This window comes from Cryobacterium sp. TMT2-17-1 (assembly GCF_004402765.1).
In the GTDB taxonomy this organism is placed as follows: Bacteria; Actinomycetota; Actinomycetes; order Actinomycetales; family Microbacteriaceae; genus Cryobacterium; species Cryobacterium sandaracinum.
On sequence record NZ_SOGC01000032.1, the window covers coordinates 1 to 24,356 of the forward strand.

A 24,356-nucleotide genomic window follows, 5' to 3' on the forward strand; every position below is an offset into this window, starting at 1 on the left:
CAGTCTACCGGAGCGAGTTTGCGTGCCTCCCGCCCGCTGTCGCGCCGCCAGCCCCGCGGCCCCGCGGCCCCGCGGCCCGCCGCCGCGCCGCCGCGCCGCCCACTGCTCTCACCAATTCGACGGAGATTTGGCCCTGAACGGCGCTGTCGGGTATTTTTCAGGCCCCACAGGGCAGAATCTCCGTCGAATTCGTTCACGCACCGGCGGGGTGCGAGCGGACAAGCGGAGGCAGGGAGTGGACGCCGGGCGAGGGTGGCGGCAGGAGAGGCTCGCTCCTATTTCGTGGCGGCGATGTCCGGAGCCTCGAGCCGCACGCGGTCGGCGGACTCGTCGTCGGGCTGCTGCTGCGACGCGCGTTCCGCCGCCACCCGCTTGAGGTAGGTGCCCACTTCGCGCGTCTCCCGGGCTTCGTCCCAGCCGAGCACCCCGGCCATCAGCCGCGCGGCCACGGGCGCCGCCGAGACGCCGCGGTCCCAGGCCTCGATCGAGATGCGAGTGCGGCGAGCCAGCACGTCCTCGAGGTGCAGGGCGCCCATATGCGTGGCCGCGTACACGACCTCCGCCTCGATGTAGTCGTCGGCCCCCGGCAGCGGGTCCGCCAGTGACGGGGTCTTGCGGATCAGGTCGAGAAGCTCGTCGGTCAGGGTGCCGTAGCGGTTCAGCAGGTGCTCGACGCGGACGGTGTGCAGGCCGAACGCCCGCGCGATCCGGCCGCGCTTGTTCCAGGCGGCCTGATAGCCCTCGGCGCCGAGCAGCGGGATCTCCGCCGTGGTGGAGGCCGGGACCCGTTCGTCGAAGGCGTCGACGGCCGCATCGATCGCATCCTTCGCCATCACCCGGTACGTGGTCCACTTTCCGCCCGCGATCACCACCAGGCCGGGCACGGAGTGTCCGACGAGGTGTTCGCGGGACAGCTTCGAGGTGCTCTCCGACTCCCCGGCCAGGAGCGGCCGCAGGCCGGCGTAGACTCCCTCGACGTCCTCCCGGGTCAGCGGCACCCGGAGCACGGCGTTCACGTGTTCGAGCAGGTAGTCGATGTCGGCGGCGGTGGCGGCCGGGTGCGCCTTGTCCAGATGCCAGTCCGTGTCGGTCGTGCCGATCAGCCAGTGTCGTCCCCAGGGGATCACGAACAGGACGCTCTTCTCGGTGCGCAGCAGCAGCCCCATGGCCGACTGGAACCGGTCCCGGGGCACGACCAGGTGGATGCCTTTCGACGCGCGCACCTTGAACGTGCCGCGTTCGCCGACCATGCGCTGCGTGTCGTCGGTCCAGACCCCGGTGGCGTTCACGACCTGCCGGGCCCGCACCTCGAACCGTTCATCGGTCTGCAGGTCGTGGGCGTGCACGCCGACCACCCGCTCACCCACCTTGATGAATCCTTCGACCCGCACCCGGCTGGCCGCGTGCGCCCCGTAGAACGACGCGGTGCGCACGAGCGAGGCCACGTAGAGCGCGTCGTCGACCTGCCCGTCGTAGTAGGTGATGCCGCCGACGATCGTGTCGGTGTTCAGGCTGGGCAGAAGCCCCTTCACCTGCCGCTTGGACAGGTGGCGGTGATGCGGCACACCGGGGGCGCGCCCGCCGGTATATGAAAACAGGTCGTAGAGGAGCATGCCGGCGCCCACGTAGAAGCGCTCGGTGACGCGCTTCCTGAGCGGGTACAGGAACCGCACCGGCTTCACCAGGTGCGGGGCGATGCGCTGCAGGAGCAGGCCACGCTCCGTCAGAGCCTCGCGCACCAACCGGAAGTCGGCCTGTTCCAGGTAGCGGATGCCGCCGTGCACCAGCTTGGACGACCGGCTCGACGTTCCCGACGCCCAGTCCCTGGCCTCGAGGATTCCCACGCTCAGGCCGCGGGTGACCGCGTCCAGGGCGGCTCCGGTGCCGACGATGCCGCCGCCGACCACGAGGATGTCGAGCTCTTTGCCCTTCAGCCGTTCGAGGGCCGCAGCTCGTTCCTCCGGACCCAGTTTCGTGGATCGCGACGCCGAATTACCTGGTGCCATGTGCTCACTCCCATTCCAATGGTGTGGTGCTTACCTGACGCTAATTCATACCGACGCTAGTTCACTCGGTGCGGCGCGACAACCGTCTAATTCCCCCGGTACGGGGCGACGACCACCTCGACGCGCTGGAATTCCTTCAGGTCGGAGTAACCGGTGGTCGCCATCGACCGGCGCAGCGCGCCGACGAGGTTCGCGGTGCCGTCGGCGATCGGCGTCGGGCCATACAGGATGGTCTCGAGCGGCGCCAGGGCGCCCACCTCGACCCGCTTGCCGCGGGGCAGCTTCGAGTGGTGCACCTCGGCACCCCAGTGGAAGCCGCCGCCGGGGGCATCCGTCGCCCGGGCCAGCGCGGTGCCGAGCATGACGGCGTCGGCGCCGCAGGCGATGGCCTTGACGATGTCGCCGGAGGTGTTGAGGCCGCCGTCAGCGATGACGTGCACGTAGCGTCCACCGGACTCGTCCATGTAGTCCCGACGGGCACCGGCGACATCGGCCACGGCCGTGGCCATGGGCGCGTGGATGCCGAGGGAGGCGCGCGTGGTCGAGGCCGCGCCGCCGCCGAATCCGACGAGCACGCCGGCCGCACCCGTGCGCATGAGGTGCAGGGCCGCGGTGTAGGTCGCCGCCCCGCCCACGATCACGGGTACGTCGAGTTCGTAGATGAACTTCTTGAGGTTGAGGGGTTCCTGGTTCTGCGAGACGTGCTCGGCAGAAACGGTGGTTCCGCGGATGACGAACAGGTCGACGCCGGCGGCGACGACGGTCTCGTACAATTCCTGCGTGCGCTGCGGCGACAGGGCGCCGGCCACAGTCACGCCGGCCGCGCGGATCTCCGCGAGGCGGGCGGTGACGAGCTCAGGCTTGATCGGCTCGGAGTACATCTCCTGCATGCGCGCGGTGGCCCGGTCGGCGGGCAGCTCGCGGATCTCGGCGAGGAGCGGCTCGGGGTTGTCATAGCGGGTCCAGAGGCCCTCGAGGTCGAGTACGCCGACGCCGCCGAGCTGACCCATCATGATGGCCGTCTGCGGGGAGACCACGGAGTCCATCGGCGCCGCGAGGAACGGGATCGAGAATTGATACGCGTCGATGGTCCAGTCGACCGACACATCCTCCGGGTCGCGGGTGCGCCGGCTGGGCACAATCGCGATGTCGTCGAAGGCGTACACGCGGCGGGCGCGCTTGGAGCGGCCGATCTCGATTTCCATGATTTCAGTTTAGGTGCCGCGGCGCTCCTCGACGACGGATGCCGCGGGGTGCATCCTGAGGTGATGGACGTCACCGCCGACCCTCTGTCCTTCCTGCGCGAGCGCACCAGCATGAAATGGCGCAGTTTTCCCGCCGATGTGCTGCCGCTCTTCGTCGCCGAGTCCGACTTTCCGCTCGCCGAACCTATCCGGGACGCGTTGACAGCGGCGGTGCGGCGCAGCGACACCGGGTATGTCGCACCGGTCAACGGGCTTGGCGCGGCCTTCGCGGGGTTCGCCGGTCGCCGCTGGGGCTGGCAGGTCGACCCGGAGCAGGTGACCACCACGACGGATGTCAGCGCGGCCATCGTGGAGACCCTGCGAATGCTGATCAGGCCCGGCGACCGGGTTGTGATCACTCCCCCGGTCTACCCGCCGTTCTCCGACCTCGTGCCCGAGGCCGGCGGGGTGCCGCACGCCGTGCCACTCCTCGCCGGTCAGACCGGCTGGACCCTCGACCTGGACGGCCTCGAGCGCGCCTTCCGATCGGGCGTGCGCTGCGTGCTGCTCTGCAACCCGCACAACCCGATCGGGCATCCGCACACCGTCCAGGACCTTACGGCGCTGTCCGAGCTCGCCGCCCATTACGGCGTCACGGTCGTCAGCGACGAGGTCCACGCCCCGCTGACCTACACCGACGCCGCTTTCACGCCCTACCTCACGGTCTCCACCGAGGCCGCCGACCACGGCGTCTGCGTGACGAGCGCGAGCAAGGCCTGGAACCTGGCCGGCCTCAAATGCGCGCTTCTCGTCACCGCCGGCGAACGGATGCGCGCCGAGCTCGCCGCGCTGCTCGACGCGCAACTGCCCGGGGTCGGCTACCGGCAGCCAGGGGCCGGCTACCTGGCCTGGCTTGACCTGCGGAGCCTCGGCTGGGGTGACGACCCGGCGCTGGTCGCACTCGAGCAGGCCCGGGTCGCGCTCAGCCCCGGCCCGATGTTCGGCGAACCGGGCCGGGGCTTCGCGCGTCTCAACTTCGGGTGTTCACCTGAGGTGCTCGCGGAAGCGGTCTCCCGGCTGGCCGCGGCCGCCTAGTCGCCCTCGAGTACTGTCAGCGGCGGTAGTTGGGCGCCTCGACCACGATCTGCACGTCGTGCGGGTGCGACTCCTTGAGCCCGGCGGACGTGATCCGTACGAACTTACCCTTCTGTTTGAGCTCGTCGATCGTGCGCGCGCCCACGTAGAACATGGACTGGCGCAGGCCGCCGATCAGCTGGTAGGCCACGGCGGACACCGGTCCGCGATACGGGACCTGGCCCTCGATGCCTTCCGGGATGAGTTTGTCGTCGGAGGGGACATCCGACTGGAAGTAGCGGTCCTTGGAGTAGGAGGTCTTCGTGCCGCGGCTCTGCAGCGCGCCGAGCGAGCCCATGCCGCGGTAGGTCTTGAACTGCTTGCCGTTGACGAAGACAAGCTCGCCGGGGCTCTCGTCACAGCCGGCGAGCAGGGAGCCGAGCATGACGGTGTCCGCGCCGGCGACCAGTGCCTTGGCGATGTCGCCGGAATACTGCAGCCCGCCGTCGGCGATGACCGGGATGCCGGTCTCCCGGGCCGCGAGCGACGCCTGGTAGACGGCGGTGATCTGCGGCACGCCGACGCCGGCGACGATGCGGGTGGTGCAGATCGAGCCGGGGCCGACCCCGACCTTGATCGCGTCGACGCCGGCGTCGATGAGGGCCTGGGCGCCGGAGCGGGTGGCCACGTTGCCGCCGATCACGTCGACCCCCTCGAAGGCAGGGTCGGACTTCAGGCGACGGATGATCTCGAGCACCCCGGCGCTGTCGCCGTTGGCGGTGTCGACCACGAGCACGTCGACGCCTGCCTCGAGAAGTGCGGTGGCGCGCTGCCAGGCGTCGCCGAAGAAGCCGATAGCCGCGCCGACGCGCAGTCGTCCGGCATCGTCCTTGGTGGCGAAGGGGTATTCCTCGCTCTTGTCGAAGTCCTTGACCGTGATCAGGCCCGTCAGGCGGCCGTGGTCGTCGACGAGGGGAAGCTTCTCGATCTTGTGGGTGGCGAAGATGGCGACGGCGTCCATCGGGGCCATGCCGACCTTGCCCGTGATCAGCGGTGCCGTCGTCATCACCTCGCGCACCCGGGTCGTGTGCTTTTTGGTGGTGGAGACGAACCGCATGTCCCGGTTTGTGATGATGCCCACGAGCACGCCGTCGGCGTCGACGACGGGAAGACCGCTGATCCGGTACTGCCCGCAGAGGGCGTCGACCTCCGCAACGGTGGCGTCGGGCGAAGTTGTTACCGGATTGGTAATCATGCCGGATTCGCTGCGTTTGACGAGGTCGACCTGCTCGGCCTGGTCCGCGATCGAGAGGTTGCGGTGCAGCACGCCGAGGCCACCCTCACGGGCCATCGCGATGGCCATCCGGGTCTCGGTGACGGTGTCCATCGCGCTGGACAGCAGCGGCGTGGCCACGCTGATCCGGCGCGTCAACCGAGACATTGTCCCGGCTTCACTGGGAATGACGTCGGTGTGCCCCGGAAGAAGAAGGACGTCGTCGTACGTAAGCCCGGTGAAACCGAACGGATCTGGCTGATCCATGAAACCCCTTTTAACAATGCAGGAAAGTGGAGAAAACGCGGCCATCCAACTCGATTACCGGCTTCTCAATGTTAAGCGACGTTGCGCTCTGCGCATTCCTCAGCAGAGAATCTAGGGAGTGTCGGCCGTCGTCGGAACATATGCGACATAATCTTCACTTACTGTCAACAAAGATGTTGGTGGGTGAGACCCGGGGCACGCTCGGTCACAGACCCAACGGTGCCGCCATGGAGGTGCAGTGAATTCCCCTGAAGCTGTTCGCAGATTCTCACCCAGAATGCTGGTGATCTTTTTCGGCCTGCTCTTCGCAGCCCTGACTATGTCCACATTCGCCACCGTCTCGGCCAGTCCGGCTCATGCCGACGAGGTCGGAACCGATGAGTACGAGTTCGTACTCACCGGCAATGTGCAGTTCGACCAGAAACCGCTCGACAATGTGCTGATCACCGTCGAGGGGGCCGGCTATGAAGCATCCGTGGAAACGGGTGCCGACGGCAAGTGGAAGGTCGGCGTGCCCGAGAAGGCCGCCTACACCGTCACCCTCGATGAGGAGACCCTCCCCGAGGGCGTCGTCGTCGCTAAGGGCGGCAGCGTGATCGAGGCGGAATTCGCGCTCACGAAGGTGAAGTCGGTCAACTTCTTCCTCGGTGAGGGCACGCGCACGACGGTGAGCTTCTTTGATCAGTTCATCAATCGGTTCGTCAACGGGCTGAACTTCGGTCTGCTCCTGGCCCTCGCCGCGATCGGGCTGTCCCTGATCTTCGGCACCACCGGGCTGAGCAACTTCGCGCATGCGGAGATGATCACCTTCGGCGCGCTGATGTCCCTCCTCTTCTCGGTCACGCTCGGCCTGCCGATCTGGCTGGCGATCATCATCGCCGTCGCGCTGAGCGCGGGCTTCGGCTGGAGCCTGGACGCGGTGATCTGGAAGCCGCTGCGCCGCAAGGGCGTCGGTCTGATCCCACTGATGATCGTGAGCATCGGCCTCTCGCTCGCCCTGCGCTACCTGTTCCAGATCTTCGTCGGCGGCGGAACGAGCCAGCTTCCGGGATCCGGCCTCGCCGACATGCAGCTGGGTCCGATCCGGCTCTCGATGATCGACGTGGCCAGCATGGGCATCAGCATCGTGGTGCTGTTGGCCGTTTCCTACTTCCTGTTGCGCACCCGCATCGGCAAGGCCACCCGCGCGGTCTCCGACAATCCCAGCCTGGCCTCGGCCAGCGGGATCGACGTCGACGGCGTCATCCGGATCGTCTGGGTGCTCGGTGGGGCCCTCGCCGGCCTCAGCGGAATTCTGTGGGCCTACTTCCGACCGGGCGTCAGCTGGGATATGGGTTTCCAGATCCTGCTGCTCGTCTTCGCGGCCGTGACCCTCGGCGGTCTCGGCACCGCTTTCGGCGCCCTGATCGGTTCGATCATCGTCGGCCTGTTCGTCGAACTGTCGACGCTGTTGCTTCCCTCCGACCTTAAATACGTCGGTGCACTTGTCGTGTTGATCCTGGTGCTGCTGCTTCGGCCGCAAGGCATCCTGGGTCGCAAAGAGAGAATTGGCTAGAAGGGCATCCGATGATCGACTGGGGAGCAATCTTTAGCAACGCAGCCGTCGAGCTGATCAGCCCGACCACCGCCGCCTACGCCCTCGCGGCTCTCGGGCTGGCGATCCACTTCGGATACACCGGCCTCCTGAACTTCGGCCAGGCCGGCTTCATGGCCCTCGGAGCCTACGGGTTCGCCATCTCCACCCTCAGCTTCGGTTTCCCCGTCTGGGGTGCCGTGCTGGTGGGGGTCGGCGCATCCGTCGTTTTCGCCCTGGTCCTGGGCATCCCGACGCTCCGCCTGCGCGCGGACTACCTCGCGATCGTGACGATCGCGGCGGCCGAGATCGTGCGCCTCCTGTTCACGACGAACACGTTCCAGTCCATCACGGGTTCCGCGAACGGCCTGAGCGGCTACAAGGGCGGTTTCGCCGGCCTCAACCCGATCCCGGAGGGGCGCTACGGCTTCGGCCCCTTCGAGTACAACGAGTACGACTGGTGGCTGCGCATCGTGGCCTGGTCGATCGTGGCCCTCGCCTGCCTGTTCACATGGCAGATCATGCGCAGCCCGTGGGGTCGCGTGATCAAGGGAATCCGTGAAGACGAGGATGCTGTGCGCGCGCTCGGCAAGAACGTCTACTCCTACAAGATGCAGTCTCTGATTCTCGGTGGCGTGTTCGGCACGATCGCCGGAATGATCTTTGTGCTTCCCCGTGCGGTGGTGCCCTCGAATTATCAGACGTCCCTGACGTTCTTCATCTACGCGATCCTCCTGCTCGGCGGCGCGTCGACGATTCTCGGGCCGGTCATCGGCTCGATGGTCTTCTGGGTTCTGCTCTCCTTCTTCTCCGGGTTCATCGCCCGAGCGGTGGAGGCAGGCTGGATCCCTTTCATCACCAGCATTCAGGCCGGCCAGCTGCGCTTCATCCTGGTCGGAGTGGCGATCATGCTTATAGTCATCTTCAGACCGCAAGGCATCTTCGGAAACAAGAAGGAGTTGGCCTTTGTCAAATAACACCGTTCCCAGCAACAAGCCGGTCAAGTCGACCGACCTGCACATCGGCGAGGCCGAACCGGGCTGCAAGAAGCGCGACCCGATCCTGGTTGCCGACGGCGTGAGTCGAACCTTCGGCGGTCTCAAGGCCGTCGACGTCGACCACGTCGAGATCCCGCGCGGCGCCATCACGGCGCTGATCGGACCCAACGGAGCCGGCAAGACCACCCTGTTCAACCTGCTGACGGGCTTCGACAAGCCTGACACCGGGTCGTGGACCTTCGAGGGTCGCCCCCTGTCGGGGATGCCCGCGTTCAAGGTGGCCCGGATGGGCCAGGTGCGCACTTTCCAGCTCACCAAGGCGCTCGGCCTGCTGACCGTCATGGACAACATGCTGCTCGGCGCCAAGGGCCAGGCCGGCGAGAACCTGTTCCGGGCGATCTTCCCCTTCTTCTGGGCCAAACAGGAGGAGGCGAACAGGGTGCAGGCCCTCGATATCCTCGAACGGTTCAAGCTCGACACCAAGAAGGATGACTACGCCGCAAGCCTCTCCGGCGGGCAGCGCAAGCTGCTCGAGATGGCACGGGCGCTGATGAGCGAGCCGAGCCTGGTGATGCTCGACGAGCCGATGGCCGGGGTGAACCCGGCACTGACGCAGTCGCTACTGGACCACATCCTCAACCTGAAGGCGGAGGGCATGACGGTTCTGTTCGTCGAACACGACATGCATATGGTGCGCCACATCGCCGACTGGGTCATCGTGATGGCCGAAGGCCGCGTGGTCGCCGAGGGCGACCCGCACGAGGTGATGCGTAACCCCGCCGTGATCGACGCCTACCTGGGTCAGCACCACGACGAGGACCTCGGCGAGGATCCGGCCGCCGAAACAGAACATGTGGAAGCCATTAAGGAGTTGCTCGATTGACGAACACCAGCCCCGCCGCCGCGCCGGCTTACACGCCCACCGGGCAGCCCGTCGTCGAGGTCAAGACGGTGACGGCCGGCTACCTGCCGGGCGTCAACATCCTCAACGCCTGCTCCCTGACCGCCTACGACGGCGAGCTGATCGGGATCATCGGCCCGAACGGCGCCGGCAAGTCCACGCTGCTCAAGTCGATCTTCGGCCAGGTCAAGGTCCGGGAGGGTGAGATCCTGCTTCGCGGCGAGAACATCACCAACCTCAAGGCGAACAAGCTCGTGGCCAAGGGCGTCGGTTTCGTGCCCCAGACGAACAACGTCTTCCCCACGCTCACGATCCAGGAAAACCTGGAGATGGGCATGTTCCTGAAGCCGAAAGGCCTGACCGAACGCCTCGAGTTCGTCACGGAGATCTTCCCGGAGCTCGGGAAGCGTCTGCAGCAGCGCGCCGGATCGCTGTCCGGCGGGGAACGCCAGATGGTGGCCATGTCGCGGGCGCTGATGATGGGCCCGCACGTACTGCTGCTCGACGAGCCGAGCGCAGGCCTCTCCCCCGTGCGCCAGGACGAGGCGTTCCTGCGTGTCAAGGAGATCAACAAGGCCGGCGTGACCACGATCATGGTGGAGCAGAATGCGCGCCGGTGCCTGCAGATCTGCGACCGCGGTTACGTGCTCGACCAGGGCCGTGACGCCTACACGGGCACCGGCCGCGAGCTGCTGAACGATCCCAAGGTGATCGGCCTCTACCTCGGCACCCTCGGCCAGGACGACTAGCCGGAGCCGCCAGCACCGACTGCACGCCCCGCACGACGAAGCGGCGCCCGAGATCTTCGGGCGCCGCTTCCGTGTGTCCGGTGCTCCGTGTCCGGTGACGCCGATCGTGTCCGGGAGAGGGACGTCACCGGGTGACGGCCGTCACCGGGCGCACGAAGAAGGGCCCCGACCGAAGTCGGGGCCCTTCCAGATCGAATGCCGGTCAGCGACGAATCGTGACTAGTTGATGCGCTTGTACGTGTTGTCTTCGAGGTACTCGTAGACGCCGATGGTTGCCTCGGTCGGGTCGCCGTTCTCATCGAACGTGACCGGGCCGGAGAAGCCCTCGTAGTCGACCTGGTCGCCGGCCGCGAGGGCTTTAGCCGCCGCGGTGAAGTCGGAGACCGTGGTGCCGTCGCCGGTTCCCCCAGAGACCTGGCGGAGGTGCTTGGAGATGGCCTCACCTGAGACGTCGTTGGCCGCGTAGGCGGCCAGCGCGACGAGCATGACGGCGTCGTAAGATTCTGCCGCGTAGCTGAAGTCGGTCAGGGTGGGGTCGATCTCCTTGAGACGATCGGTGAAGTCGCCGAGGGTTCCTACGTCGAGGCCGGGCAGCGTGCCCTTGGCACCGGTGATGATGCCGGCGTCGAAGTCCTTGCTGTAGTCGGACAGGTTGCCGTCCACGAAGTACAGGTTGCCACCGGGGAAGCCGGAGCCGACCAGTGCGGGGGTGATGACCTTGGCCTGGTCGAACGTGATCAGGGCAATCGCGTCGGGGTTGGCGGCGGTCACTTCGGAGATCTGAGCGGCGAAGTTGGAGTCACCCTCGTTGAACAGGGACGTGGCGACAACCTCGCCGCCCGCAGCCTCGAAGGCGGTCGTCGTGGACTCGGCCAGGCCGGTGCCGTAAGAGTCGTTGAGCACGATCAGGCCGAGGGTGCTGTTGCCGTCGTCGGCGATCTGGGTGCCCAGGACTTCACCCTGCAGCAGGTCGGACGGGGCGGTGCGCCAGTAGAGGTCCTTGTCGGCGTACTTCGTGAAGTCCGCCGAGGTGTTGGCCGGGGAGAACTGCACGACGCCCGCGCCGGTGATCTGGTCGATCACGGTCTTGGAGACGCCGGAGGATGCCGCGCCGATGATGGCGGAAACCTTCTGCGAGAGAAGGTCGGTCACCGAACCGGTCGCGGTGTCCGTCGTGGTGTCGCCGGAGTCACGGAAGATGGCCTCAACGGTCAATCCGAGGTTCGCGTCGTTGATGTCCTTGACGGCCAGGGCGACGCCGGCTTCTTCGGGCGGGCCGAGGAAGGCCAGGGCGCCACTCTGGGGAAGGATGGTGCCGACCTTCAGGGTCAGGTCACGGTCGCCGGCCGTGATGGCCTGGGCGTCTCCGCTCGCGGCGGGGGCTTCCGATGCAGCCGGCTCAGTGGTGTTGCTGCTGCAGCCGGTGAGCAGAAGTGCACTGACGCCGACCAAGGCGACTCCAGTGACGACTGCCCGAACTGAGCGGGAGGCCGAGGCCTTCGCGAATACGCTCATGTTGCTCCTTGGGACTAGGAATGAGAAATGACAGCGGTCGATTGACTGCCGTTCTGTCACATTATTGACAGGAATCGCGCGAAACAAGGCAACCGGGTTACATCCGTGTAACGCAGACCAAATCGTTACGATCGGCGGCCGGTGACGCCCTGATAAGCGATCTGTTGCGCATCGGCCAGCGCGGCCGCACATTCTCCCCAGGATGCGCAGGCGAACGCCCCGGTACTGACCTGGTCGAGAGCGGGCCTGATCGACGCCGCACCGTCGTCTCCGGCCCGTGCTGCGGCCAGGGCGCTCAAGACGACTCCGTCATAGGCTTCACCGCCGCCGGCAGTGTCGACCAGCCCTGGATCGAGGGTGCGCAGGCGCGCTGCGAAGCCGTCACTGGCGGCCAGCGGCGTGCCTCCGTTCGCGAAGTCGCCGAGCCACAGCAGTACCACCGGCGCCGCCGCGACGGCGGCCGCCAGATCGCCCGGCATCGGAACGGTGGCGTCCCACAGCACGACGTCGACGCCACGAGCCAACAAGTCGGTCAGCGACGTCGCCGGGTCGACGGCGGAGTCGCGGTGGATGATCTCGATCGGAGCCCCGAGAATTCGGCCCTGCTCGGTGATCTCCCGGGCGGCCAGTTCGGAGCCGGCCACCTGTGCCGCACCACTGGCCGCCGCCGGGCCCGTCATGGGGAACAGAGTTCCGAGGCGCACGGTCCCGTCACCGGACGGAGCCACCACGACGGACGCGGCGGCAGCGGGCTCGACTGAGGGCGGCGCGACCTCAGCCCTACATCCGGACAGCAGGAGCACGCAGGCCAGCGCCCCGACGAGGATGACGGGCAGGGAAGTCGACGCAGTGCGCATCCGGTGTCCTTTCACATACGAGGTGCGTCCCCGAGCGTAGCGGGGCTCAGACCGGTTCAAGGGACGCACGCCGGGGCGCGCGTCCGGTGAGGACCATGTCGGTCGTGAGAACGACCAGCGCCACCCAGACCAGTGCGAAACCGACCCAGCGCTCGGGCGGCATGGGCTCGAGCAGCACGAAGACGCCGACCAGGAACTGCAGGATCGGAGCGAAGTACTGGATCAGACCCATGTATGTCAGAGGCAGGCGCCGGGCCGCGGCGGCGAAGAACAACAGCGGCACAGCGGTCACAACACCTGCTGCCAGCAGCCCCACGGTATGCCAGATGGACACGCTTCCGAAGGTGAGACCGGAGACAGAGGCCACCACGATCAGCTGCACCACGGCGATGGGTGCGAGCCAGACCGTTTCGAGGGTGAGTCCGGCGACGGCATCGACGTCGCGGCCGACCCTTTTCTTGATCAATCCGTAGAATCCGAACGAGAACGCGAGGATGAGCGACACCCACGGCAGCGAGCCGTAGCCGACGGTGAGCACGACGACGGCCCCGAGGCTGATTCCCACGGCCACCCACTGCAGCAGGCGCAGCCTCTCGCGCAGCAGAATGACGCCGAGGAACACGGTCACGATCGGGTTGATGAAGTAGCCGAGGGCTGCCTCGACCACGTGGCCGCTGAGGGCGGCGAAGACGTAGGTCTGCCAGTTGACGAAGATCAGCAGGCCGGCCAGACCCATGGTGAACACGATGCGAGGCCTCCGCAGCAGCGCGAGGAAGGACTTCCACTTGCGCGTGACCGTGATCAGCAGTGCGCAGAACACCAGGGAGAAGAGAACCCGCCAGGCCACGATCTCGAAGGCACCACTGGGCGCGAGGAGTAGAAAGTAGAGCGGCAGCGTGCCCCAGAGGGCGTAGGCGAGGACCGCGTAGATCAGTCCCTTGCTCTGCTCCGACCGCGCCGGGCGGGCCGCGCGGATTTTCCCGGGTGGAAGAGCGTCTTGCGCCACAGCGGACCTTTCTTAACGACGAATCCCGGATGGCCAGGGCCATCCGGGATTCTACCGTTGCGTGGGTGTGGCTAGCGAACGACGACTGCGAGCACGTCGCGGGCCGACAGGACGAGGAGGTCCTCACCACCGAACTTGACTTCGGTTCCACCGTACTTGGAGTAGATCACCTTGTCGCCGACGGCGACGTCGAGTGGAATGCGGTTGCCGTTGTCGTCAATGCGGCCGGGGCCGACTGCGACAACTTCGCCCTCCTGGGGCTTTTCCTTGGCGGTGTCAGGAATGACCAGACCTGATGCGGTGGTCTGCTCTGCGTCGACCTGCTTGATGACGATGCGATCCTCGAGCGGCTTGATGGAGACCGACACGGTTGACCTCTTTCTTAGCTAAGACATAGTTAGCAGACTCACAGCGAGAGTGCCAAGACGAGTTTAGGGCGCATCTGGCACTCACGCAACGTGAGTGCCAGATGCGTCGTGTTGATAGGTTTACACGATGGAACGCTCAGAGCTCGTCGAGCTGTTATCGCCGGGCGGTTTGCGCCTGCTGGACTCGTTGCCGCCGTACGACGCGGCCGCCGACGTCGTGCGGGTGGTGAGCGAACTGCGCAAGGCCGGACACAGCCCCGAGCTGGTCACCGCGGTGCTCAGCCAGTCCCGGCTCCGAGCCAGGGCCGTGCCCAAGTTCGGCGAGTTCGCCGGCCGCATGCTGTTTACGGAGGCCGGCCTCGAGCAGGCCACCCGGCTGCGGGTGGCGGCGCTGCACGCCGGCCGCTTCGCGGGCGCGTCCCTGAACCGGGTCGTCGACCTCGGCTGCGGCATCGGAGGCGACGCCATGGCCCTGGCCGCCATGGACCTCACGGTGACGGGGGTGGACGCCGACGAGGTGACCGCGACCGTCGCCAGCTACAACCTGGCTCCGTTCGAGAACGCGAGCGTTCTGCACTCGTCCGCGGAAGACGTCGACCTGGCCGGCTTCGACGCCGCCTGGCTCGACCCGGCCCGGCGCACCGCCGGGCACTCCAACACCTCGCGCCTGACCCGGCCGGAGGACTACTCCCCGCACCTCGATTTTGTCTTCGGTCTCAGTGAGCGGATGCCCGTCGGCGTCAAGCTCGGGCCGGGCCACGACCGCGAGCTGATCCCCGCGGAAGCCGAGTCGCAGTGGGTCTCCGTGGACGGCAAGCTCGTGGAGATGGGGCTGTGGTTCGGAGCACTGGCGCGCGCCGGCATCCGTCGCTCCGCCCTGCTGCTCGGCCGGACCGGGATCCACGAACTGACCGCGCCCCACGACAGCACGGATGCCCCGGTGGGAGTGCTGGGCGACTACCTGTACGAGCCGGACGGCGCGATCATCCGTGCCCGTCTGATCGGGGACCTGGCCCGGTCGCTCGACGCGTCGATGCTGAGCGAGGGGATCGCGTATTTCACCTCCGAGACCCTGCAACGCACGCCCTTCGCCACCGCATTCCGGGTGCTCGAGGTGCTGCCGGTCGACGAGAAGAAGCTGCGGCTGGGCCTACAAGAACGCCGCATCGGCACTCTCGAGATCAAGAAACGCGGCGTGGACGTCGACCCGGCCACCCTGCGCACCCGACTGAAGCTCAAGGGCCCCGAGTCGGCGACGCTCGTGCTCACCCGGGCCGCCGGCCACCGGGTGGCTCTGCTGGTGGAGCGGATTCCGCCACTCGACTGAGGCCAGCGGCGAAGGACAGCATGGCTCAGCCGGGCACGACCGTCAGCACCTGTGTGACGATCGACACCCACCCGACCGCGAGGACCAGCCCGGCCAGCCCGGTCCACAGCCCGTAGGCCCACGCGGTGCCGGCACGGCGCTCGGTCACGCGGGCCATCACGGCCAGCACGACCGCGGCCAGGGAGAGCGCCGCACCCCAGACGCCGAAGACCGCGATCAGCAGCCCCAGCAGCCCGAAGACGAGCGATGCGATGGACAGCCCGCCCTGGCCTGCCTGCGCGGTCAGCTCGCTGTCGGTGTAGACGTACGGCACCCATTCGGTAGGGGCTGTGATGGTCGACGCGTAGTCCAGCTCCCCCGGAGCGGGCGCCGGAGGCCGGGTGAGGTCGACCCGGAAGTCATCGTTGCGGGACCAGTCCCGTTCCTCCCCAACCATCCCCGCTGCTATCTTCCGCTCAGTACGACGAGTTGGGGATGGTGGCGAAGAAGACAGACCAGATCACGATACTGACCAGTGCCAGACCGACGCCGATGAACCCCGTGATCAGCCCGGTCAGCCAGAAGCCCCTCGCCTGCGGCTCCTTCGACTTACCGAGGAAGCCCAGGACGACCGCGGCGGCGGGGATGAACAGTCCGAGGATGCCACCCACAATCGGGAGGAACACGATCGGCGAGCCGAGCACGCCGATAACGCCGGCGACCAGCGCCAAGATGCTGAAAATCGGCTGCTTCGCGGCGACCGCACCGAAGGGCGACGAATACGCGTCGCCATGGGCAGGCGCCTGGGTCATCGCCGGGGTGCCGTAGCCGGGCGGCGGGGTCGCGGCGCCGTAGGCGGGCGGGACGGAGGCCGACGGGGTCGGGCCGTTGTACGCCGGCGGGGCGGCGGACGCCCCCTGCTCGTCGCGCGGGATATCGGGGACCTGCGGCACGTCAGGCACCTCCGGCACGCCGGGCACCTGGGGCACGTCAGGCACGCGGGGCACGTCAGAGTTGCTGGGGTTGTTGGAATCGCTCATGCGAATTCATTCCTTTCCGGACAACGGGGTGGCGTCGCTAATTGCATATCGGGTCACGGGTCATCGACGCGCAGGGTTTCTGCCCGTGGCCACCGGGTCAGTAGGTATTGAGCAGGGTCGGGTCGTTCGCGATCGCGATCATCAACGGGATCAGCAGGACGACGGCCAGGAGCTGAGCCGCCAGGCCGGCGTAGCCGACAATGAGGCCGGCAATCGCGAGTCCCCGTCCCTTTTCTCCGGTCTTCCCGATCTGGCTCAGACCGATGTGGCCGGTGATGATGCCGACCAGGGAGATCCCGAGCACCGAGGTCACGAGCGACACAATGGACAGCACGTTGTACTTCTCGGATGGGCCCTGCGGCGCGTAGGGCTGAGGGTAGCCCGGCTGGGCGTAGGCCGGAGCGGCCTGCGCCGCCGGCGGCTGGAACATGGGCGGGTTAACCGGCGGCTCGTTGGGATCGGTCATGTCGATTGCTCCTTCGGGAATGGTGCATCTGGGCTGCCAATCTGGCTCCCAGCCGGACAAGGTGTTGATCGCACGAACAAACGTCGCCTGCCGAAGCTAGAATACCCGTCCGGTGGCGAAATACCGGTGGGAGGGGGTTTCAGACCTGGATCTCGGAGACCGGAAGGGTGGAGTCCGCCCCGAACTCCAGTGACGAAGGCGCATGCCCGGCCATGATCAGCTGCGCCCCGAGGGCGGCGATCATGGCGCCGTTGTCGGTGCAGAGCGATAGAGGCGGGATGCGCAGGGCGATGCCGGCGGCATCCGTGCGCTCCTGGGCCACCTGACGCAGCCGGGCGTTGGCGATCACGCCGCCCCCGAGCAGGAGCCTCGGCACACCGAGGTCGACGCAGGCCGCGACTGACTTGGTCAGGAGGATGTCGACGACCGCCTCTCGGAAACTGGCGGCCACGTCGGCCAGCGGCACCGACTCATCCGCGTCGCGTCTCTGCTCGACCCAGCGCGCGACCGAGGTCTTGAGCCCGGAGAACGAGAAGTCGTACCGGTGTTTCGCCATGTCCTTGGTCTGGCTGAGACCGCGGGGGAAACGGATGGCCGCGGGATTGCCTTCCCGCGCGGCCCGGTCGATCTGGGGTCCGCCCGGGTAGGGCAGGCCGAGCAGGCGGGCCACCTTGTCGAAGGCCTCGCCGGCCGCGTCGTCGATGGTCTCGCCGAGCAGTTCGACGTCGGAGACCAGATCGCGCACCAGCAGCAGTGAGGTGTGACCGCCGCTGACGAGAAGCGCAACGGTGGGGTATTCCAGCGGCTTCGTGGAGTCGTCTGCGCCGAGTCGAAGCACATCGGCCCCGACGTGACCGACGAGGTGGTTGACCGCGTAGATCGGTTTGCCGAGCGAGATGGCTAGTGCCTTGGCCGCGCCGACCCCGACCATGAGCGCGCCGGCCAGACCGGGGCCGCAGGTCACGGCCACCGCATCGATGTCCTCCAAACGGATGCCGGCCTCCAGCGCGGCCGCCCGGATCGCCGGAACGAGCTCCTCAAGGTGTGCGCGCGCGGCCACCTCCGGCACGACTCCGCCGTAGCGGGCGTGTTCGTCCATCGACGACGCGATCGTGTTGGAGAGCAGGGTGGTTCCGCGCACGATTCCGATTCCGGTCTCGTCGCAGGAGGTCTCGATGCCGAGCACGAGCGGGTTGGCGCGGTTCTGCGCGGTCATCGCGTTCAGGGTGGTCTGCGCGTTCAGGGCGGTCATTCGGTGGCCTCCAGTGCGGCCTCTGCCGGTGTCATCTGCATCTCGGCGTCAGGCACGTGCAGTCGCATCACGATCGCGTCGACGTTGTCGGGCTGGTAGTAGCCAGGGCGGATGCCCAACTCCTCGAAGCCGAGTCGGCGGTAGAGTTCCTGGGCCGGCGGGTTGTCGGCGCGCACCTCGAGGAACACCTCGCGCACGCCCCGCTTCCGGGCCTCGGCGATCAGGCTGAGCATCAGGGTTCGGCCGAGGCCGTGGCCGCGGGTCTCTTGGGTGACCGCGATGGTCTGAATGTCGCCCTCGCGCGCTCCCTGCAGGGCCTGCAGCCCGGCGTAGCCCTCGATCCGGTCGGGCTCATCGGGGGGGAAGGCCACCAGGTAGTAGCAGTTCGGGTTGACCACGTCCTGGGCCATCGCCTCGGCGGACCACGCGTCGTTGACGAAGATACGGGTCTCGAGCGCCATGATGGCGTCCACATCGGCGGCTCGGGCGCGCCGCAGCTGCCACATCATCAACTCACCCGTTTCGGGCCGTTGGACACGGTGACATCCGGCGAGCGCAGGTAGAGCGCCGTGTCGGCGGCGAACGGGCGCTGGTGGGCCCACATCAGCTCGGCAACCTGCCCCAGCTCCCCGGCGGACACGGCGACCGCGTCGAAGCGGGGCACCTCAGCGTGCGCCCAGCCGGGCTCCCGCAGCACGGCTGGCTGGGCCACACCAGGACCGTCGACCCGGATCGGGAGACCCACGGCATCCGCCCCGCTATACACGGACCAGTTCACCTCGCGGCGACGGGCGTCGGTGACGACGACGAGCGAGCCGGTGTGGCCGGCCTGGTAGCGGCCGAAGGCGAGCGCATCGTGGCTGACGACGGGCACGAAGGGCACCCCGGCGCCCAGCGCGAAGACCCGCGCGGCGGCGATGCCCACACGGAGACCGGTGAAGGGGCCGGGACCCATGCCGCCGACCACCGCGGAGAGGCCGCTGATCGGCACGGCCGCGTCGCTGAGGCAGTCGGCGATCAGGCGGCCGACCACCTCGGCGTGGCGCATAGTGTCGTCGGTGGCGTGTTCGGCGATGACGCCTCGGGCGAGATCCACGACCGCGACGCTCGTTCCGGCGGAAGTATCGATGGCGAGAAGCACCTCACCAGCCTATTCGCTGTGTTCGATGCGCTGTGCCGCTAATGCGCTGTGCCGCCGACGGGCTGTGCTGCCGATCCTGCTCCGCCAAGCCTGCTCGTCGGCCGCCCTGAACGAATTCGACGGAGATTTTGGGCTCTGGAGCCGGATCGGGCCCACTATGGGCCTGTAGGAGCAAAATCTCCGTCGAATTCGTTCGGCCAGCGGGGGCCGTGCGGGGTGACCGTGACCGTGCGCGGCTCGTCGAGGTCGAGCACCTCGGCCTCGTCGGCGACGACGGATGCGGCCGCCTGCGAGGCCCCGACGGGCCGTTCGATCTCGATATCGAGCCAGGAGTCGGCGATACCGATGAGCATCCCGCGACCCCACTCGACCACGACGATCGACCGAACGAAATCGATGTCGAGGTCATCCAGCTCGAGGGCGCTTCCGAGCCGGTAGGCGTCGACGTGCACGAGCGGGGGTCCGCCGATCGTGCTGGGGTGGGTGCGGGCCAGCACGAAGGTGGGGCTGGTGACCGAGCCGCGCACCTGCAGACCCTCCCCCAGGCCGCGGGTGAAGGTCGTCTTTCCGGCGCCGAGGGGCCCGGTCAGCACGATCAGGTCGCCGGCCTGCAGCAGCCCCGCGACCGTGCGGCCGAACTCGTGCATGCTGTCGGCGTCGGGGATGACGGCGCGCATCAGCGCGAACCGCCGCCGGGCCGAACGCCGCCGCCGGGCCGCGTGCCGCCCGCCGCGCCGTCGACCGCGTTCCGGTAGCTGCGGGTAACCCGGCGGCCGATCCGGGTAACGATCTCGTAGTTGATGGTGCCGGCGGCGTCGGCCCAGTCGGTCGCGCTCGGCACACCGGTCTCCGGGTTGCCGAACAGTACGACCTCGTCGCCGACCGTCACGCGTTCCTGGCCGATGCTGACGACGAACTGATCCATCGCGATGCGCCCGACCAGCGGATGCGAGTGTCCAGAGATGTCGACCCACGCGGTTCCGGAGGCCTGGCGGGGCACGCCGTCCGCGTAGCCGAGTGGCACGAGGGCGAGGTAGCCGTCGACCGGTGCCCGCCACAGGTAGTCGTAGGACACCCCGGCCCCCGCAGCCACGCGGCGCACGGCGGCGACGCGCCCCCGCAGCGTCATCGCCGGGGTGAGGCCCAAATCCCGCGACGTCTGGTCCGCGAACGGCGACAGACCGTAGATGCCGATGCCCACCCGCACCATCGAGAAGCGGGCGGCCGGCACGCGCAGCGCCGCCGCGGTGGACGCCAGGTGGATCAGAGACGGGGTCAGCCCGGTGTCGGCGGCGAGAGCGACACCGCGTTCGAAGCGCTCGATCGCCTCGGCGTCGTCGACCGGGGACGCATTCGACAGGTGGCTGAAAATGCCGGTCACGGTCAGGCGGCCGGCCTGCTCGAGCTGGGCCGCCAGAGCGAACGTCTCGGCCCAGTCCGGTTCGTTCACGCCGTTGCGGTTGAGCCCGGTCTCGAGCTTGAGGTGCACGTCGGCCACGCGACCGAGAGCGGCGGCGGCCTCGGCGACCTGGCGCAGCTGCCGCGCCGAGGACAGCCCGAGGGTGATGCTCCGGGTGATGGCGACGGTGAAATCGGCATCCGGATCGTGCAGCCAGGCCAGGACGGGCGCGTCGATGCCGGCGGCCCGCAGCTCGAGCGCCTCGTCGACGTCGGCCACCCCGAGCCAGTCGGCGCCCGCGGCGAGCGCGGTGCGGGCGACCGGCACTGCCCCATGGCCGTAGGCGTTCGCCTTGACGACGGCCATCAGGTGCGGGGTGCCGGCCACCTGCCTGAGGTGCGCGACGTTGGCGTAGACCGCGCCCAGGTCGACGACGGCCTCGCGGTATCCGGTCATGCCCCGCCCTCCGCGACCACGAACGCACAGGCCACCCCGGCGTCGTGAGTCATGGTCAAGTGCACTGTGTCGATGCCGCGGGCCGTCAGTGCCGCCGCGGTAGCCCCGTGAAGCACGAATCCCGGGTTGCCGTGCGCGTCGGTCACGACGTCCATCTCCTGCCAGCTGGCGCCGGCACTGTCGCCGAGCGCTTTGATCAGTGCCTCCTTGGCCGCGAAGCGCGCGGCCAAGGAGTGCATCGGCAACCCGCGCTCGGCTTCCGTGAAAAGCCGGGGAATAAGCCCAGGCGTGCGCAAGACCTGCCGTTCGAAGCGAGCGAGGTCGACGATGTCGACCCCGATGCCCCGGATCATCCGGTCAACCCTTGCACCCTGTGCTGCACCCTCCGGCTACTCCGACTCGAGGACTGGCGCTACTCGACCGTGACGGACTTCGCCAGGTTGCGTGGCTGGTCGACGTCGAGGCCCTTCACCGTGGCGAGTTCCATGGCGAAAATCTGCAGCGGTACGACCGCGAGGAGCGGTTCGAACAGCGGCGAGGCCAGCGGGATGCGGATGACGGTGTCCGCGAACGGCAGCACCGCGACATCCCCTTCTTCGGCGATCGCGATGATGCGCGCGCCGCGGGCCCGGATCTCCTGGATGTTCGAGACCACCTTGGGGTGCAGGTGCGCGGAGCCGCGTGGGCTCGGCACAACGACGAAGACCGGCTGGCCGGGCTCGATCAGCGCGATCGGGCCGTGCTTGAGCTCACCGGCGGCGAAGCCCTCCGCGTGGATGTACGCGAGCTCCTTGAGCTTGAGCGCACCCTCGAGCGCGATCGGGAAGCCCACGTGGCGGCCGAGGAAGAGCACGGCACGCGTGTCGGCCATCCAGGTGGCCAGCTCGTGCACGGTCGACTCCTGCAGCAGCGTGGTCGCCAGCTTGTCCGGGATGGCCTGGAGCTCGGCGATCTGCACGGCGCACTCGGCTTCGCTGAGGCTGCCGCGCACCCGGGCCAGGTGCAGGCCGAAGAGGTAGAGGGCGGCGATCTGGGCGGTGAAGCCCTTCGTTGAGGCCACGGCGACCTCCGGGCCGGCGTGGGTGTAGATGACGGCGTCCGACTCGCGGGGGATGGTGGCACCCTGCGTGTTGCAGATCGAGATGGCCTTCGCACCCGCTTCCCGGGCGAACTTGACCGCCATCAGCGTGTCCATGGTTTCGCCGGACTGGCTGATCGAGATGACCAGGGTCTCGGGGTTCAGCACCGGGTCGCGGTAACGGAACTCGTGGCTGAGTTCGATGTCGACCGGAACCCGGGTCCACTTTTCGATGGCGTACTTGGCGACGTAGCCGGCGTTCGCCGCGGTGCCGCAGGCGACGACCACGATGCGACGGATGCCGGCGAGCACGTCGTCTCCGAATTCGGTCAGCTCGGGAACGACGGCCTGGCCCTCATGGATGCGCCCGCGCAGGGTGTTGCGCACGGCATCCGGCTGCTCGGAGACCTCCTTGGCCATGAAGCTGGACCAGCCGCCCTTCTCGGACGCGGAGGCATCCCAGGCGATGTCGAACTCTTCCACTTCGACGGCGTTGCCGTCGAAGTCGGTCACGGTGACGAGGTCCGGCGTGATCGTGACGATCTGGTCCTGGCCGATGGCGACCGCGCGGCGGGTGTACTCGACGAAAGCGGCGACGTCGGAGCCGAGGAAGTTCTCTCCGTCGCCCAGGCCGATCACGAGCGGGGAGTTGCGGCGGGCGCCGACGACGATGCCGGGCTGGTCTTGGTGGACGGCGAGCAGGGTGAAGGCACCGTCGAGGCGGGAGACGACAGCGCGGAACGCTTCGCCCAGGTCGCCGACGCGCTGGTATTCCCGGCCAAGCAGGATCGCGGCGACCTCGGTGTCGGTCTCACTCTCGAAGGTGAATCCCTCGGCGAGGAGTTCGTCCTTGAGCACGGAGAAGTTTTCAATAATTCCGTTGTGAATAAGGGCCAGCTTGCCGTTGTCACCCAGGTGCGGGTGCGCATTCACGTCATTCGGCGCCCCGTGGGTGGCCCACCGAGTGTGTCCGATCCCGGTGTTCCCATTATTGATCGGGTTCGCCTCAAGCTCGGCGGCCAGAACGGCCAGCTTGCCCGCTCGCTTAGCGGTATTGAGAGCACCCTCGCTGTCGATGACAGCGATCCCCGCGGAGTCGTACCCCCGGTACTCGAGTCGCCGCAGACCTCCCATCAGGACCTGAACGCTCTTGTTATCTCCGACGTAACCAACGATTCCACACATGACTGCGATATTAGTCCGAGTAAGCTCGGTGAAATGTCCGATCCGGTTGCGAGTCCCTGGAACAACGGCCACAGCACTCCTTTCGTCGAACTGGACCGGGCTGACTGGGCCGCCCTCGCGCCAACCACCCGGCTTCCGCTGCGGGAGACGGAGATCGTGCAGTTGCGGGGGCTGGGTGAGCCGCTCGACCTCAGTGAGGTGACGGATGTCTACCTGCCGCTCAGCCGCCTGCTCAACCTCTACGCCGCCGGTGCACGGCAGCTGCACCGCGCCACGAGCGACTTCCTCGGGGAGCGCGCCCAGCGCACGCCGTTCGTGATCGGGGTCGCCGGATCGGTCGCGGTGGGCAAGTCCACCATCGGCCGCTTGCTGAGGGAGCTGCTGGCCCGCTGGGAGGACACCCCGCGGGTCGAGTTGGTGACCACCGACGGTTTCCTGCTGCCCAACGCCGAACTCACCCGCCGGGGCCTGATGGACCGAAAAGGGTTCCCGGAGTCCTACGACCGGCGGGCCCTGCTACGCTTCGTGGCCGCGGTCAAGAGCGGTGCCGCCGAAGTGCGGTCGCCGTTCTACTCACACCTCAGCTATGACATCGTGCCCGACGCCCAGATCGTGGTGCGGCAGCCGGACATCCTGATCGTCGAGGGTCTCAACGTGCTGCAGCCGCCCGGACCGGGCCACGGCCTCGCCGTCAGCGACCTCTTCGACTTCACCGTATACGTGGACGCCCGCACGCAGGACATCGCTCGCTGGTACGAGGAGCGCTTTCTCAAGCTGCAGCGCGGCGCATTCAGTAATCCGAAGTCGTACTTCCACCGGTACGCGAGTATGACCGAGGCCGAGGCGCGGAGCCGGGCCCGGGAAATCTGGACCGAGATCAACGAACCGAACCTGCTGCGCAACATCCGTCCGACCCGCTCGCGGGCGACCCTCGTGCTGCGCAAGGATCCGAACCACTCCGTCTCCAAGGTGCTGCTGCGCAAGGTGTGACCCGCCGTTTGTCACCGCACAGTGCGCTCCGCCGGGTGTCACCGCACAGGCACCCTCGACGTGCGGGCACCCTCGACGTCCGGGCACTACGGCCCTGAACCAATTCGCCGGAGATTTTGACGAAAAGCCGGTTTCTCTAGCTGTTTCGGAACGATTCGGCCACAATCTCGGCTCTCCTGCTGCTTCTGTGGGTTAATCCCGGCCGGGGAGCACTGGTTTGTGGCCGCCGAGGCTGAGCATGGCGAGGGCGATGAGGGCGTCGGGTGATTTGA

24 protein-coding genes are annotated in these 24,356 nt (G+C 67.7%); 7 read left to right on the forward strand and 17 right to left on the reverse strand.

Annotated elements, in window-relative coordinates:
* Positions 1-275: 275 nt before the first annotated feature.
* Complete coding sequence (locus E3O47_RS08420; protein ID WP_134342979.1) at positions 276-2,006, reverse strand: glycerol-3-phosphate dehydrogenase/oxidase; 1,731 nt, start codon at positions 2,004-2,006, stop codon at positions 276-278.
* A gap of 86 nt (positions 2,007-2,092) precedes the next feature.
* Positions 2,093-3,211: a GuaB3 family IMP dehydrogenase-related protein gene (locus E3O47_RS08425; RefSeq protein WP_104100918.1), complete on the reverse strand. Its 1,119-nt coding sequence runs from the start codon at positions 3,209-3,211 to the stop codon at positions 2,093-2,095.
* Positions 3,212-3,274: 63 nt separating this feature from the next.
* Here E3O47_RS08425 and E3O47_RS08430 point away from each other — a divergent pair, with 63 nt between their 5' ends.
* Positions 3,275-4,285: an aminotransferase class I/II-fold pyridoxal phosphate-dependent enzyme gene (locus E3O47_RS08430; RefSeq protein ID WP_134420207.1), complete on the forward strand. Its 1,011-nt coding sequence runs from the start codon at positions 3,275-3,277 to the stop codon at positions 4,283-4,285.
* Between the two features lie 16 nt (positions 4,286-4,301).
* Here E3O47_RS08430 and guaB read toward each other — a convergent pair whose 3' ends face one another.
* Entirely contained in the window at positions 4,302-5,804 is a 1,503-nt protein-coding gene (gene guaB, locus E3O47_RS08435; protein ID WP_134342978.1) for an IMP dehydrogenase, read from the reverse strand.
* Between the two features lie 277 nt (positions 5,805-6,081).
* Here guaB and E3O47_RS08440 point away from each other — a divergent pair, with 277 nt between their 5' ends.
* The 4 genes from E3O47_RS08440 to E3O47_RS08455 are packed head-to-tail and all read left to right on the forward strand — an operon-like array spanning position 6,082 to position 10,025.
* Positions 6,082-7,359 (forward strand): branched-chain amino acid ABC transporter permease, encoded by a 1,278-nt coding sequence (locus E3O47_RS08440; protein WP_104100921.1) that lies wholly within the window; start codon positions 6,082-6,084, stop codon positions 7,357-7,359.
* A gap of 14 nt (positions 7,360-7,373) precedes the next feature.
* A complete protein-coding gene (locus E3O47_RS08445; RefSeq protein WP_104101024.1) occupies positions 7,374-8,354 on the forward strand; it encodes a branched-chain amino acid ABC transporter permease in 981 nt (326 codons plus the stop codon).
* A complete protein-coding gene (locus E3O47_RS08450; protein WP_104194003.1) occupies positions 8,344-9,258 on the forward strand; it encodes an ABC transporter ATP-binding protein in 915 nt (304 codons plus the stop codon). The genes E3O47_RS08445 and E3O47_RS08450 overlap by 11 nt, the downstream gene beginning before the upstream one ends.
* A complete protein-coding gene (locus E3O47_RS08455; RefSeq protein WP_104171787.1) occupies positions 9,255-10,025 on the forward strand; it encodes an ABC transporter ATP-binding protein in 771 nt (256 codons plus the stop codon). The genes E3O47_RS08450 and E3O47_RS08455 overlap by 4 nt, the downstream gene beginning before the upstream one ends.
* A 219-nt stretch (positions 10,026-10,244) precedes the next feature.
* Here E3O47_RS08455 and E3O47_RS08460 read toward each other — a convergent pair whose 3' ends face one another.
* From E3O47_RS08460 to groES, 4 genes are all read right to left on the reverse strand, one after another.
* On the reverse strand, positions 10,245-11,540 hold the full coding sequence (locus E3O47_RS08460) for an ABC transporter substrate-binding protein (RefSeq protein WP_104100924.1): 1,296 nt from the start codon (positions 11,538-11,540) through the stop codon (positions 10,245-10,247).
* A gap of 125 nt (positions 11,541-11,665) precedes the next feature.
* The gene (locus E3O47_RS08465) at positions 11,666-12,397 is read right to left on the reverse strand and encodes an ABC transporter substrate-binding protein (protein WP_134401568.1); all 732 of its coding nucleotides are present in this window, start codon (positions 12,395-12,397) and stop codon (positions 11,666-11,668) included.
* Between the two features lie 46 nt (positions 12,398-12,443).
* Positions 12,444-13,403: an EamA family transporter RarD gene (gene rarD, locus E3O47_RS08470; protein ID WP_233191400.1), complete on the reverse strand. Its 960-nt coding sequence runs from the start codon at positions 13,401-13,403 to the stop codon at positions 12,444-12,446.
* Positions 13,404-13,474: 71 nt separating this feature from the next.
* Complete coding sequence (gene groES, locus E3O47_RS08475) at positions 13,475-13,771, reverse strand: co-chaperone GroES (RefSeq protein ID WP_066597535.1); 297 nt, start codon at positions 13,769-13,771, stop codon at positions 13,475-13,477.
* A gap of 127 nt (positions 13,772-13,898) precedes the next feature.
* Here groES and E3O47_RS08480 point away from each other — a divergent pair, with 127 nt between their 5' ends.
* Positions 13,899-15,098, forward strand: a complete 1,200-nt coding sequence (locus E3O47_RS08480; protein WP_104100926.1) for a methyltransferase domain-containing protein — start codon at positions 13,899-13,901, stop codon at positions 15,096-15,098.
* 25 nt (positions 15,099-15,123) lie between these two features.
* Here the strand turns inward: E3O47_RS08480 and E3O47_RS08485 are convergent, their stop codons facing one another.
* The 10 genes from E3O47_RS08485 to glmS form a co-directional block, all read right to left on the reverse strand.
* Positions 15,124-15,534: a DUF4190 domain-containing protein gene (locus E3O47_RS08485; protein WP_104100927.1), complete on the reverse strand. Its 411-nt coding sequence runs from the start codon at positions 15,532-15,534 to the stop codon at positions 15,124-15,126.
* A 19-nt stretch (positions 15,535-15,553) separates the two neighbouring features.
* Positions 15,554-16,117, reverse strand: a complete 564-nt coding sequence (locus E3O47_RS08490) for a DUF4190 domain-containing protein (RefSeq protein WP_104100928.1) — start codon at positions 16,115-16,117, stop codon at positions 15,554-15,556.
* Between the two features lie 97 nt (positions 16,118-16,214).
* Positions 16,215-16,583 carry a DUF4190 domain-containing protein gene (locus E3O47_RS08495; protein WP_104100929.1) on the reverse strand — a complete coding sequence of 123 codons (369 nt, stop codon included), beginning with the start codon at positions 16,581-16,583 and terminating at the stop codon, positions 16,215-16,217.
* Between the two features lie 139 nt (positions 16,584-16,722).
* A complete protein-coding gene (gene tsaD / locus E3O47_RS08500; protein ID WP_134401567.1) occupies positions 16,723-17,835 on the reverse strand; it encodes a tRNA (adenosine(37)-N6)-threonylcarbamoyltransferase complex transferase subunit TsaD in 1,113 nt (370 codons plus the stop codon).
* Positions 17,832-18,344, reverse strand: coding sequence for a ribosomal protein S18-alanine N-acetyltransferase (gene rimI / locus E3O47_RS08505; protein WP_134342972.1), 513 nt, complete (start codon positions 18,342-18,344; stop codon positions 17,832-17,834). The genes tsaD and rimI overlap by 4 nt, the downstream gene beginning before the upstream one ends.
* The gene (tsaB, locus tag E3O47_RS08510) at positions 18,344-18,976 is read right to left on the reverse strand and encodes a tRNA (adenosine(37)-N6)-threonylcarbamoyltransferase complex dimerization subunit type 1 TsaB (protein WP_134401566.1); all 633 of its coding nucleotides are present in this window, start codon (positions 18,974-18,976) and stop codon (positions 18,344-18,346) included. Before tsaB ends, rimI begins: the two co-directional genes overlap by 1 nt.
* Positions 18,977-19,131: 155 nt before the next feature.
* Positions 19,132-19,653 carry a tRNA (adenosine(37)-N6)-threonylcarbamoyltransferase complex ATPase subunit type 1 TsaE gene (gene tsaE / locus E3O47_RS08515; RefSeq protein WP_134420209.1) on the reverse strand — a complete coding sequence of 174 codons (522 nt, stop codon included), beginning with the start codon at positions 19,651-19,653 and terminating at the stop codon, positions 19,132-19,134.
* The gene (alr, locus tag E3O47_RS08520; protein ID WP_134401565.1) at positions 19,653-20,831 is read right to left on the reverse strand and encodes an alanine racemase; all 1,179 of its coding nucleotides are present in this window, start codon (positions 20,829-20,831) and stop codon (positions 19,653-19,655) included. Before alr ends, tsaE begins: the two co-directional genes overlap by 1 nt.
* Positions 20,828-21,184 (reverse strand): holo-ACP synthase, encoded by a 357-nt coding sequence (locus E3O47_RS08525; protein WP_104100935.1) that lies wholly within the window; start codon positions 21,182-21,184, stop codon positions 20,828-20,830. The genes alr and E3O47_RS08525 overlap by 4 nt, the downstream gene beginning before the upstream one ends.
* A 59-nt stretch (positions 21,185-21,243) precedes the next feature.
* Complete coding sequence (gene glmS / locus E3O47_RS08530) at positions 21,244-23,094, reverse strand: glutamine--fructose-6-phosphate transaminase (isomerizing) (protein ID WP_104100936.1); 1,851 nt, start codon at positions 23,092-23,094, stop codon at positions 21,244-21,246.
* Positions 23,095-23,127: 33 nt separating this feature from the next.
* On the opposite strand from glmS, the gene coaA reads away from it, so the two are divergent.
* Entirely contained in the window at positions 23,128-24,084 is a 957-nt protein-coding gene (coaA, locus tag E3O47_RS08535; protein ID WP_104100937.1) for a type I pantothenate kinase, read from the forward strand.
* Positions 24,085-24,356 lie beyond the last annotated feature (272 nt).

Bases quoted from the DNA above. Each gene is read 5' to 3' on its own strand.
- E3O47_RS08420 (WP_134342979.1), bottom strand. From the start codon at position 2,006: ATGGCACCAGGTAATTCGGCGTCGCGATCCACGAAACTGGGTCCGGAG.
- E3O47_RS08425 (WP_104100918.1), bottom strand. From the start codon at position 3,211: ATGGAAATCGAGATCGGCCGCTCCAAGCGCGCCCGCCGCGTGTACGCC.
- E3O47_RS08430 (WP_134420207.1), top strand. From the start codon at position 3,275: ATGGACGTCACCGCCGACCCTCTGTCCTTCCTGCGCGAGCGCACCAGC.
- guaB (WP_134342978.1), bottom strand. From the start codon at position 5,804: ATGGATCAGCCAGATCCGTTCGGTTTCACCGGGCTTACGTACGACGAC.
- E3O47_RS08440 (WP_104100921.1), top strand. From the start codon at position 6,082: ATGCTGGTGATCTTTTTCGGCCTGCTCTTCGCAGCCCTGACTATGTCC.
- E3O47_RS08460 (WP_104100924.1), bottom strand. From the start codon at position 11,540: ATGAGCGTATTCGCGAAGGCCTCGGCCTCCCGCTCAGTTCGGGCAGTC.
- E3O47_RS08465 (WP_134401568.1), bottom strand. From the start codon at position 12,397: ATGCGCACTGCGTCGACTTCCCTGCCCGTCATCCTCGTCGGGGCGCTG.
- E3O47_RS08480 (WP_104100926.1), top strand. From the start codon at position 13,899: ATGGAACGCTCAGAGCTCGTCGAGCTGTTATCGCCGGGCGGTTTGCGC.
- E3O47_RS08485 (WP_104100927.1), bottom strand. From the start codon at position 15,534: ATGGTTGGGGAGGAACGGGACTGGTCCCGCAACGATGACTTCCGGGTC.
- E3O47_RS08490 (WP_104100928.1), bottom strand. From the start codon at position 16,117: ATGAGCGATTCCAACAACCCCAGCAACTCTGACGTGCCCCGCGTGCCT.
- E3O47_RS08495 (WP_104100929.1), bottom strand. From the start codon at position 16,583: ATGACCGATCCCAACGAGCCGCCGGTTAACCCGCCCATGTTCCAGCCG.
- tsaD (WP_134401567.1), bottom strand. From the start codon at position 17,835: ATGACCGCCCTGAACGCGCAGACCACCCTGAACGCGATGACCGCGCAG.
- rimI (WP_134342972.1), bottom strand. From the start codon at position 18,344: ATGATGTGGCAGCTGCGGCGCGCCCGAGCCGCCGATGTGGACGCCATC.
- tsaE (WP_134420209.1), bottom strand. From the start codon at position 19,653: ATGCGCGCCGTCATCCCCGACGCCGACAGCATGCACGAGTTCGGCCGC.
- alr (WP_134401565.1), bottom strand. From the start codon at position 20,831: ATGACCGGATACCGCGAGGCCGTCGTCGACCTGGGCGCGGTCTACGCC.
- E3O47_RS08525 (WP_104100935.1), bottom strand. From the start codon at position 21,184: ATGATCCGGGGCATCGGGGTCGACATCGTCGACCTCGCTCGCTTCGAA.
- glmS (WP_104100936.1), bottom strand. From the start codon at position 23,094: ATGTGTGGAATCGTTGGTTACGTCGGAGATAACAAGAGCGTTCAGGTC.
- coaA (WP_104100937.1), top strand. From the start codon at position 23,128: ATGTCCGATCCGGTTGCGAGTCCCTGGAACAACGGCCACAGCACTCCT.